The following is a 9211-nucleotide window of genomic DNA, read 5'->3' as shown; positions in this document are numbered from 1 at the left end:
ACCCCTCCCCTCAAGGGGGAGGGGGACGCATGGTGCTTGTGGCACCGTCGTGCCCCTACCCCCCGCTGTCATCCCGGCGAAAGCCGGGACCCAGTACACACCGGCCAAGCGGTTCGCGCACTGCTGCTCCCGCTACCGCCGGTGCAAAGGCGGGAATTTCTGTTTGGAGGTCACAGCGCGAGCCACACCTCCATCGTTTACTGAGTCCCGGCTTTCGCCGGGATGACAGCCGGTGGGTGGTAAGGGATGGTGCCCTATCGATGGGAGTGACACTCCGGAAGTACGGGAAGCGTGGCCACGTTCTGGCTGCAATATCGAGGCGACTAAGATCCCGCCGCTTCGTCGTCGGCCAGCGCCGCGTTGAGCTGCGCCTCGGAAATCGGCCATGCCTCGACCCGGGATCCGCTCGTCAGCATGATCGTGGTCGTGAGCCGGTAAGCTGGCCACGAAACGTCGAGGGCTTCCTGTTCGATGACGACCTCGAAGGTTCCGGGCGCATGCGCGCGATCCATGCCGGGCAGCTGGAAGGGACGCGCGAAGGTAACGCGGCTAGTGGACAGGATGGACATCGTCGGACCGCTCGGTTTGCGGGGTCGACTCGGCCAGCGCGTCGACACCCGCCGTATCGACGCCCCCGATCGGGCCGAAAGCCTTGGCAAAACGCGGGTAACCCTCGAAACGCCGTTCGGTGCGCGTTGCCAGGTAGACGGAACCGCGCCGATGAAACGGAACGACCTTGCCGGTCATGCTTCTCTCCCTTGATTATGTGAGGTCAAGCCAAGGCGGAACGCTCATGGCTGCGAGCGCCGCTGGTACTCTGTCTGGAAGGCAATGTTGCTCTTGCGCCGGCGCCACCAGCGCAAGCCGATGCCGCCGACGACGGCGAGCGCGATGATGCCGGCAACGATCTGCGGACGACCCGAGAGGTCGATATCGTAGAAGCTGCTGACGACATAAAGCAGGATACCGGCCAGAACCATGGCGACGATGCCATAGGTCAGGATGGAGCTCTTGGGGCTGGGAGCGTATTGCTCGGCGGCCCGCAAGGCATTGTCGCGGCGGATGCGTTCGGTCATGTAATCCCCATGGGCCGCGCCAGCGGATAATCCCGTGCGCGGTACAATGCATCGATCTCGGCGGCTTCGAAGCGCTCCTCGTCGACTTCGAGCGTCGAGCCCGCCAGAAGCTCGCGCGGCATCTGCTCCATGGCATAGCGCAGGGCCTCGGCAGCGGTGGCGAAGCGCCGGTACCGCAGCACGCGCTTGTGGCGGAAATTGCGGCTCGGATAGAGTTCGGCGAAAGCAGAATAATCGAAGCTGGTCATGCCGGTCTCCTTACGTATCCTCACAACGCTCTATGATCCACACCTGGCGGCTGAAGCCGTCCGAAAGCTTGAAGTCCTCGAAAGCGGGGCTCTCCTCGATCCTCAGCAAAACGAGATTGATTCCCTGCTTGTCGGTCAGCGTCATGCCGCTATCGCCCTCTATTGCCGTCGCGACCACGAGCCGGCGTCCGGTCGGCGTTTCGATGGCGACGGTATCTCCCGGACCGATCGATACCGGCAGAGCACCTCCGGTGATCAGAATGGCCGTGCCGTGGCCGAACAAGTCGTCATTGGTATAAGCGTGCCACATCCCTAACCAGGCTTTCCGGTGGTGCGGTCGCGCATGCGCCGCTGCTTTTCGAGGCGGCGAGCCTCGGCAGCGGCGCGTTCCCGCTGGACGCGCCATTTGAGGAAACGCTCGGCACGGGTTGTCTGGCCCGGATCACCGGGCAATTGACGGAAATGGCGCTCCGCCTCGCTTTTGAGATCGTGTGACATCGTTGACAGGCAAACGTGCGTCGGGGGCGCGAACGACCCCGGCAGACGCTTACTTCACCACCTGCAGATTGACGGCGGACGGTTTGCCCCCACGATCCTCCTCGACGTCGTAGGTGACGTTCTGGCCTTCGGTGAGGCCGGTAAGGCCTGCCTTCTCCACCACCGAAATATGGACGAATGCGTCCTTGCCGCCACTTGCGGGAGTGATGAAGCCGAAGCCCCGTTTGGGACTGAAGAATTTGACGGTACCTTCGTTCATGACATGATCTTTCGTTGGGAAGGCGCATGCGCGCCCGTCGCTCCCTACCGGCACGATGCCGGGCAGGGTCTAGCGTTCGCAAGGATCAGGGGGTGTCCGAAGGACCGGTGAACCGGAAGTTCAGGCAGCCGATGAACGGCTGAAAACGTATCCTATACGTAGGTACGCATAGTGTTCGTTTCAAGACGGACCACCATCTCCAGATTGCCCGGGACGCTCCAACTCCAGGAATTCGTCGCGGGCTTGCGTACCGTACGTTACGGTACGGTTTTCCTTGCCTCGTCCCTGGAATGGGTCTAAACAGACTCTCCAAAATCCCGCACGCAGCCCCGTCGCCGCGTGCCGCCGCGTGAGAAAAGACCCGAGGACATTATGCCAGCTTATCGTTCCCGCACCACCACCCATGGCCGCAACATGGCCGGCGCGCGCGGGCTCTGGCGGGCGACGGGGATGAAGGATAGCGATTTCGGCAAGCCGATCATCGCCGTCGTCAACTCCTTCACCCAGTTCGTGCCGGGGCACGTGCACCTCAAGGACCTCGGGCAGCTGGTGGCGCGCGAGATCGAGGCGGCGGGGGGCGTGGCCAAGGAGTTCAACACCATCGCGGTCGACGACGGCATCGCCATGGGCCATGACGGCATGCTCTATTCGCTCCCCTCGCGCGACCTCATCGCCGACAGCGTCGAATACATGGTCAACGCCCATTGCGCCGACGCGATGGTGTGCATCTCCAACTGCGACAAGATCACCCCCGGCATGCTGATGGCGGCCATGCGCATCAACATCCCCGTCGTCTTCGTCTCGGGCGGGCCGATGGAAGCGGGGAAGGTCCTGCACAAGGGCAAGCTCCAGGCCGTCGACCTCGTCGACGCCATGGTCGTGGCCGCCGACGAGCACTATACGGATGCCGAGGTGCAGGCCTTCGAGGAGAACGCCTGCCCCACCTGCGGCTCGTGCTCGGGCATGTTCACGGCCAACTCGATGAATTGCCTCACCGAAGCGCTGGGCCTCTCGCTGCCGGGGAACGGGTCGACCCTTGCCACCCACTCGGACAGGAAGCGCCTCTTCCAGGAAGCCGGGCATTTGATCGTCGACCTTGCCCGCCGCTGGTACGAGGACGAGGACGAGACGGCCCTGCCCCGCAACATCGCGACCAAGCAAGCCTTCGAGAACGCCATGACGCTCGACATCGCCATGGGCGGGTCGACCAACACCGTGCTGCATATTCTTGCCGCCGCCCACGAGGCGGGGGTGGATTTCACCATGGACGACATCGACGCGCTCTCGCGCCGGGTGCCGGTGCTGTCGAAGGTCGCGCCGGCCAAGGCCGACGTCCACATGGAGGACGTGCACCGGGCCGGCGGCATCATGGCCATCCTCGGCCAGCTCGACCGCGCCGACCTCATCAACCGCGACGTGCCGACGGTGCACACCAGGACCATCGGCGACGCGCTCGACCGCTGGGACATCAGCCGCACCAATTCGGAAGCCGTGCGCCAGTTCTTCATGGCCGCGCCCGGAGGCGTGCGCACGACGCAGGCCTTCAGCCAGTCCAACCGCTGGGCCGAGCTCGACCTCGACCGCAAGGAGGGCGTCATCCGCTCGGCCGAGCATCCGTTCTCGCGCGACGGCGGCCTTGCGGTCCTGAAGGGCAACCTCGCGGTCGACGGCTGCATCGTCAAGACAGCAGGGGTGGACGAGTCGATCCTCAAGTTCACCGGGCCGGCCCGCGTGTTCGAGAGCCAGGACGCGACGGTCAAGGCCATCCTTTCCAACGAGATCCGCGAAGGCGATGTCCTCGTCATCCGCTACGAGGGGCCGCGCGGAGGGCCGGGCATGCAGGAGATGCTTTATCCCACGAGCTACCTGAAGTCGAAGGGCCTCGGCAAGGCCTGCGCCCTCGTCACCGACGGACGCTTCTCGGGCGGCACCTCGGGGCTCTCGATCGGCCACGTCTCGCCGGAAGCAGCCGAGGGCGGCACGATCGGGCTGGTGCACGAGGGGGATATCGTCGAGATCGATATCCCCGGCCGCACGATCAACCTCAAGGTTCCGGCGGCGGAACTGGAGCGGCGCCGCGCCGAGCAGGAGGCCAAGGGCTGGAAGCCCGAGCATCCGAGGAAGCGCAACGTGACCACGGCGCTCAAGGCCTACGCGGCGTTCGCGACGAGCGCGGCAAGGGGTGCGGTGCGCGATTTGGGGGATTTGGGATAGCCGTCCCCCTCACCCGGCTCGGCCTCCGGCCGATCCACCCTCTCCCGCGAGGGGAGAGGGGTGAGTGGCACCCTTCCTTCTCCCCTCGTGGGAGAAGGTGGCGCGAAGCGCCGGATGAGGGGGGCTGTCATGAGCGCCGGCGCTGTTGCAGCATCGCAGACCCCTCACCCTGATTTTCCGCTGAACGCGGAAAATCTGTCCCTCTCCCACAAGGGGAGAGGGGAACGCGCCTGCTACCCCTTTCGGGTGCATATGCGATAGCCCTCAGGCAAGAAGAGCCGGTATCACCCCGCGGCCTTGCCGACGGCGTCGAGCGTGGCAAAATCCTCGTCCGAGAGATCGATGGCGGCGGCGGCGACGTTTTCCTCGAGATGCGCCACCTTGCCGGTGCCGGGGATCGGCAGCATGACCGGCGAGCGCTTGAGTACCCAGGCGAGCGCGATCTGGCTGGGCGTCGCCCCGTACCTGGAAACGATCTGGCCGAACGCCTCGCTGATTTTCGTCAGCTCGCCGCCGGCCAGCGGGTACCACGGGATGAAGCCGATGCCGTTCGCCGCGCAATAGTCGAGCACGTCCTCGCTCTTGCGGTTGGTGAGGTTGTAGTGGTTCTGGACCGTGGCGACCTTGAAGTATTTCGATGCCTCCTCGATGTCGGCGACGCTCACCTCCGACAGGCCCGCATGGCGGATGAGGCCTTCCTTCTGCATGTCGGCGATGACGCCGAACTGCTCGGCGCGCGGCGTGGCGGGATCGATCCGGTGCAGCTGCCAGAGGTCGATGCGCTCGAGCTTGAGGCGGCGCAGGCTCATCATCACGCCCTGGCGCAGGAACTCGGGCCGGCCGAGCGGCGGCCACTCGCCGGGGCCGGTGCGGGTCAGCCCGCCCTTGGTGGCGATGATCGTGCCCCCGGCATAGGGCGCCAGCACCTCGCCGATCATCTCCTCGCTGACATAGGGGCCGTAGCTTTCGGCGGTGTCGATGAAATCGACGTTGAGTTCGGGCACGCGGGCGAGCGTGGCGCGCGCCTCGGCCGGATCGGCCGGGTCGCCCCAGATGCCCTGGCCGGTGATGCGCATGGCGCCGAAGCCGAGCCGGTTGACCGTGAGGTCGCCGCCAATGGCGAATGTGCCCGAAAGGGCCGCGTTGAGTTCTGCCATGAGAAGTCTCCGATGAGGCCGGGCCGGAAGGAGCTGCGAGAGCTGGCCCGGAAGGGGGAGGGAACCCCGACCATATCGGAACGGTCGCACGCGCGATCAAGCCTCGCGACGCGGCTTATATGGCGTAAATCAGTTGTGCTCGTCGGGCACCGTCGGCAGGGGCATGAAGTCGACGCCGTCTTCGATCAGGGCGGCGACTTCCTCGCGCGAGGCTTCGCCGTAGATGCCGCGGGGGTCGACCTCGCCGAAATGGATCTTGCGCGCTTCCTCGGCGAACTTGTCGCCCACATAGTCGGCTTCGCTCGTCACCTTGTGGTGCAAGGCCTTCAGCGCCTCGCGGATGCGGGCGTGCTCGGGGTGGCCGATGGAAAGCGAGACCTTTTCCGAATTGGCGCGGCTGACGGCGGGAGCCATCAGCGACTTGTCGACGGCGTGGCTGTCGCACACGGGGCACGTGACGATGCCGCGCTGGTGCTGCTCGTCATAGGCGGCGGCGCTCTTGAACCAGGCGTCGAACTGGTGGCCTTTCTCGCAATGGAGCGAATACTGGATCACGGGGGCAGTGCGTCCTTTATGCGCAAGGTCCAGTGTGGACCTCTTTCGTTAACGGTTTATCTTAAATGACGCCGACCGGCAAAACCGGATCGGGCGCGAAATCGCGCTCGTTGGCGAGGACGGGGATGCGGGCGCGGGCATCCGCGACCTTCTCCAGCTCCACCTCGGCGACGATGACGCCGGGCGCGTCGCCTTCGACCTCGGCAACGATCCGGCCCCAGGGGTTGACGATGAGCGAGTGCCCGTAGGTGGCACGACCGTTGGCGTGGTGTCCGCCCTGGGCGGCGGCGATGACGTAGGAGCCGGTCTCGATGGCGCGGGCGCGCAGCAGCACGTGCCAGTGCGCCTCGCCCGTCGGCACGGTGAAGGCGGCGGGCACCGCCATCACCTGCGCGCCGCTCTTGGCCAGCGTGTTGAAGAGCCGGGGAAAGCGCATGTCGTAGCAGATGGCGAGGCCGAGGGTGAAATCGCCGACCGGCGCCGTCACCGCCCGCTCGCCGCCCCTGTAGGTCGCGCTCTCGCGATAGTCGCGCAATCCGGCAAGGGTCGCATCGAAAAGGTGGATCTTGTCGTAGGTCGCTTCCACCCGCCCATCCGGGGAAAACAGCACCGAGCGGTTGGCGAAGCGCCCGTCGGGCAATGCCACGGCGAGCGAGCCGACATGCAGGTGGACGCCGTGGCGCCGGGCGATGCCGGCGGCGCGCTCAAGGTGCGGGTTGCCCTCATACGGCCCGGCGATGGAAGCAAGCTGCTCGCGGCTCTCCGCGAAGACGACGGTAACCTCGGGCGAGAGGAGGTACCGTGCCCCCTGCCCCGCGGCCTCCTCGGCCAGGGCCTCGAGCGCATCCATATTGGCCTCGGGCTCGATGCCCGAGCGCATCTGGAGAGCTGCGATCTTCACCGGAAAAGCCGCCTAGCCGTTGAGCAGCGGGTCGAGCTTGCCCTGCCGGTCGAGGGCGGCCATGTCGTCGTAGCCGCCCACATGCGTGTCGCCGATGAAGATCTGCGGCACGGTGCGCCGGCCATGGGCACGCTGCGTCATGGCGGCGCGCAGCTCCGGGTCGAGCACGGTGATCTCGGTATAGTCGGCGCCCTTGTCGGCAAGGAGCGACTTGGCGGCGTGGCAGTAGGGGCAGGTCGGGGTTGTATAGATCTCGATCTTGGCCATCGGAAAACTCCGGATAACTTTTCACCTTATATGGGCAATTCGCCGCCCGTGACAACGCGCGCGAAGGTGAGCACATCGACGCGCCCCACGCCCGCGCGTTTCAGCGCACGCGTCGCGGCCTTGAGGGTCGCGCCGGTGGTATAGACGTCGTCGACGAGGACCACGCCGCGCCCGCCATGGCGCTTGAGCGCCTCGGGGTGCGCCGCGAACGCCCCGGCGACGTTGCGTGCGCGCGCATCATGGGTCAACCCCACCTGCTGGCGGGTGCGCCGGGTGCGCCTGATGAGCGCGGCATCGACACGGAGCCCGGTGAGCCGGGCGATCGCCACGGCAAGCTCGGCCGACTGGTTGTAGCGGCGGGCGAACTGGCGCGTCGGATGCAGCGGCACCGGCACGATCAAGGGCTTTTCCGCCCAGAACCCGGCACCGGCCTGGACCATGAGGCGCGCCATGTAGCGGGCAAGCTCCGGCCGGTCGCCGTATTTGAGGCGCGAAACGAGGGTGCGCGCCACCTCGTTGTAGACGACGGCGGACCGGGCGCTTTCGAACGGCGGCGGATCGGCGATCGCCTCGGCCGAAAGCGCGCCGGGACCGATGGAGACGGCGAAGGGCAGCCCGAGCCGCGGGCAGAGCGGCGCGGTGATCGGCTTGAGCTTGCCGAAGCATTGGGCACAGAGCGTATCGGCATCGGCAAGCGGCGCCTCGCAGGCAAGGCACACCGGCGGGTAGAGGCTGTCGAGCACGAAACGGCCGACGGCGCGCGGAACGCCGGCAGCCGCTTGCCGCAGGCGCTGCCGCAAGGGAACGCGGTCTTCGGATTCGATGGTCTCGGTCACAGCACCCCCTCATCCGCCCCCTGCGGGGGCACCTTCTCCCACGAGGGGAGAAGGGGAGGTGCCCCGCGCCGGCATTTTGCCGAAAGATGTTCTCGCATCAAAACCCTCATCGGACCACCCTCCCTTCTCCCCTCGTGGGAGAAGGTGGCGCGCAGCGCCGGATGAGGGGGCCTTGTGAAGAGAGGCGCGAGAGGAGTATTGCCGGACTGAAGGCAGAGAGCACGCCAATGACCGTTCCGAAAATCTTCGATCGCGCGCGCGTCGCCCGCAACCTGGCCCGCCGGCCGGAGGAGCGGGACGATTTCGTCACGCGCCTCGTGCTCGCCGATCTCGAGGAGCGGCTGGCGACGCTGACGCGGCGGATCGGCAAGGCGCTGGTGCTGGGGCCGGACGTCGAGGCGCTGCCGGCGCATGGGCGCACGGCCCTGGGACCGTTCGAGTTCCGGCGACTGTCGACGCTGGGGCGCGAGGATGTGCTCGACCTGCCGGGGGAGGGCTACGACCTCGTCGTCTCGCTCCTCGACCTGCAGGTCGTCAACGACGTGCCGGGGTATCTGAAGCAGCTGACGCTGGCGCTGGCGCCGGACGGGCTGCTGCTCGTCGCGGCGCTCGGCGGGGAGAGCCTGACGGAACTGCGCAACGCGTTCCTCACCGCCGATACGCAGGTGAGCGGCGGCGCCTATGCGCGCGTGGCCCCCTTCATCCCGGTGCGCGACGGCGGCGGGCTGCTGCAGCGGGCGGGACTGGCGCTGCCGGTGGCGGACGTCGAAACGCATGTGGTGCGCTATTCGAGCCCGCTGGCGCTGATGCGCGAGGTGAAGGCCCTGGGCGCCGCCAATCCGCTTCTCGACCGGCCGGGGCGCATGGCGACCCCGCGCCTCATCGCGGCGGCCTGCGAGGCCTACGAGCATATCGCCGGCGACCATGACGGGCGGGTGCGCGCAACGCTCGAAATCCTCTGGCTTTCCGGCTGGGCCCCGCACGAGAGCCAGCAGAAGCCGCTGAAGCCTGGGAGTGCCACGGTGAGCTTGACGAAGGTGCTGGGGGACAAGACGGGAAGGTGAGGCTGCGCCCCCCTCCCCCTTGAGGGGAAGTGTTTACACGGATCGCTTTTGGGATTCTTCTGTGCGAAGTGATTTGCACGAGGAGGCGATGAGATGGATTGCCCTGGATGTGGCGGAACGGACCTGGTCAAGCGCG

Annotated in this window: 13 protein-coding genes; 2 read left to right on the top strand and 11 right to left on the bottom strand. The window is 66.6% G+C overall.

Features of this window, described 5'->3' with window-relative positions; all coding sequences use genetic code 11:
* Positions 1–323: 323 nt before the first annotated feature.
* From VE25_RS18025 to VE25_RS18000, 6 genes are all read right to left on the bottom strand, one after another.
* The gene (locus VE25_RS18025; protein WP_046110054.1) at positions 324–569 is read right to left on the bottom strand and encodes a hypothetical protein; all 246 of its coding nucleotides are present in this window, start codon (positions 567–569) and stop codon (positions 324–326) included.
* Positions 550–747: a hypothetical protein gene (locus tag VE25_RS18020; protein ID WP_046110053.1), complete on the bottom strand. Its 198-nt coding sequence runs from the start codon at positions 745–747 to the stop codon at positions 550–552. The genes VE25_RS18025 and VE25_RS18020 overlap by 20 nt, the downstream gene beginning before the upstream one ends.
* A gap of 44 nt (positions 748–791) precedes the next feature.
* Positions 792–1076 carry a hypothetical protein gene (locus VE25_RS18015; protein ID WP_046110052.1) on the bottom strand — a complete coding sequence of 95 codons (285 nt, stop codon included), beginning with the start codon at positions 1074–1076 and terminating at the stop codon, positions 792–794.
* Positions 1073–1324, bottom strand: coding sequence for a hypothetical protein (locus VE25_RS18010; RefSeq protein ID WP_046110051.1), 252 nt, complete (start codon positions 1322–1324; stop codon positions 1073–1075). Before VE25_RS18010 ends, VE25_RS18015 begins: the two co-directional genes overlap by 4 nt.
* 10 nt (positions 1325–1334) lie before the next feature.
* Entirely contained in the window at positions 1335–1634 is a 300-nt protein-coding gene (locus tag VE25_RS18005; protein WP_046110050.1) for a hypothetical protein, read from the bottom strand.
* Between the two features lie 237 nt (positions 1635–1871).
* A complete protein-coding gene (locus VE25_RS18000; RefSeq protein WP_046110049.1) occupies positions 1872–2081 on the bottom strand; it encodes a cold-shock protein in 210 nt (69 codons plus the stop codon).
* 372 nt (positions 2082–2453) lie between these two features.
* On the opposite strand from VE25_RS18000, the gene ilvD reads away from it, so the two are divergent.
* Positions 2454–4295 carry a dihydroxy-acid dehydratase gene (gene ilvD / locus VE25_RS17995; protein ID WP_046110048.1) on the top strand — a complete coding sequence of 614 codons (1842 nt, stop codon included), beginning with the start codon at positions 2454–2456 and terminating at the stop codon, positions 4293–4295.
* A 284-nt stretch (positions 4296–4579) separates the two neighbouring features.
* Here the strand turns inward: ilvD and VE25_RS17990 are convergent, their stop codons facing one another.
* The 5 genes from VE25_RS17990 to VE25_RS17970 all read right to left on the bottom strand — a co-directional run bounded on the left by VE25_RS17990 (position 4580) and on the right by VE25_RS17970 (position 8011).
* Positions 4580–5452 carry an aldo/keto reductase gene (locus VE25_RS17990; protein WP_046110047.1) on the bottom strand — a complete coding sequence of 291 codons (873 nt, stop codon included), beginning with the start codon at positions 5450–5452 and terminating at the stop codon, positions 4580–4582.
* Between the two features lie 129 nt (positions 5453–5581).
* On the bottom strand, positions 5582–6007 hold the full coding sequence (locus VE25_RS17985) for a DUF1178 family protein (protein ID WP_046110046.1): 426 nt from the start codon (positions 6005–6007) through the stop codon (positions 5582–5584).
* Positions 6008–6068: 61 nt separating this feature from the next.
* Positions 6069–6908 carry a carbon-nitrogen hydrolase family protein gene (locus VE25_RS17980; protein WP_244466975.1) on the bottom strand — a complete coding sequence of 280 codons (840 nt, stop codon included), beginning with the start codon at positions 6906–6908 and terminating at the stop codon, positions 6069–6071.
* Positions 6909–6920: 12 nt separating this feature from the next.
* Positions 6921–7175, bottom strand: a complete 255-nt coding sequence (gene grxC / locus VE25_RS17975) for a glutaredoxin 3 (protein WP_046110045.1) — start codon at positions 7173–7175, stop codon at positions 6921–6923.
* Between the two features lie 26 nt (positions 7176–7201).
* Positions 7202–8011, bottom strand: coding sequence for a ComF family protein (locus VE25_RS17970; protein ID WP_244466974.1), 810 nt, complete (start codon positions 8009–8011; stop codon positions 7202–7204).
* Positions 8012–8238: 227 nt separating this feature from the next.
* Here VE25_RS17970 and VE25_RS17965 point away from each other — a divergent pair, with 227 nt between their 5' ends.
* Positions 8239–9075: a class I SAM-dependent methyltransferase gene (locus VE25_RS17965; protein WP_046110044.1), complete on the top strand. Its 837-nt coding sequence runs from the start codon at positions 8239–8241 to the stop codon at positions 9073–9075.
* Positions 9076–9211: the final 136 nt, after the last annotated feature.

It is taken from the genome of Devosia geojensis (assembly GCF_000969415.1).
GTDB classification, from domain to species: domain Bacteria; phylum Pseudomonadota; class Alphaproteobacteria; order Rhizobiales; family Devosiaceae; genus Devosia; species Devosia geojensis.
The sequence above is the reverse complement of the archived record's forward strand: the minus strand, read 5'-3'. Positions and strand labels throughout refer to the sequence as shown.

What these genes read in the sequence shown, in the direction of transcription:
- VE25_RS17990 (WP_046110047.1), bottom strand. Translation starts at nt 5,452, where the DNA reads ATGGCAGAACTCAACGCGGCCCTTTCGGGCACATTCGCCATTGGCGGC.
- VE25_RS18020 (WP_046110053.1), bottom strand. Translation starts at nt 747, where the DNA reads ATGACCGGCAAGGTCGTTCCGTTTCATCGGCGCGGTTCCGTCTACCTG.
- VE25_RS18010 (WP_046110051.1), bottom strand. Translation starts at nt 1,324, where the DNA reads ATGACCAGCTTCGATTATTCTGCTTTCGCCGAACTCTATCCGAGCCGC.
- VE25_RS18015 (WP_046110052.1), bottom strand. Translation starts at nt 1,076, where the DNA reads ATGACCGAACGCATCCGCCGCGACAATGCCTTGCGGGCCGCCGAGCAA.
- VE25_RS18005 (WP_046110050.1), bottom strand. Translation starts at nt 1,634, where the DNA reads ATGTGGCACGCTTATACCAATGACGACTTGTTCGGCCACGGCACGGCC.
- VE25_RS17965 (WP_046110044.1), top strand. Translation starts at nt 8,239, where the DNA reads ATGACCGTTCCGAAAATCTTCGATCGCGCGCGCGTCGCCCGCAACCTG.
- ilvD (WP_046110048.1), top strand. Translation starts at nt 2,454, where the DNA reads ATGCCAGCTTATCGTTCCCGCACCACCACCCATGGCCGCAACATGGCC.
- VE25_RS18000 (WP_046110049.1), bottom strand. Translation starts at nt 2,081, where the DNA reads ATGAACGAAGGTACCGTCAAATTCTTCAGTCCCAAACGGGGCTTCGGC.
- VE25_RS18025 (WP_046110054.1), bottom strand. Translation starts at nt 569, where the DNA reads ATGTCCATCCTGTCCACTAGCCGCGTTACCTTCGCGCGTCCCTTCCAG.
- grxC (WP_046110045.1), bottom strand. Translation starts at nt 7,175, where the DNA reads ATGGCCAAGATCGAGATCTATACAACCCCGACCTGCCCCTACTGCCAC.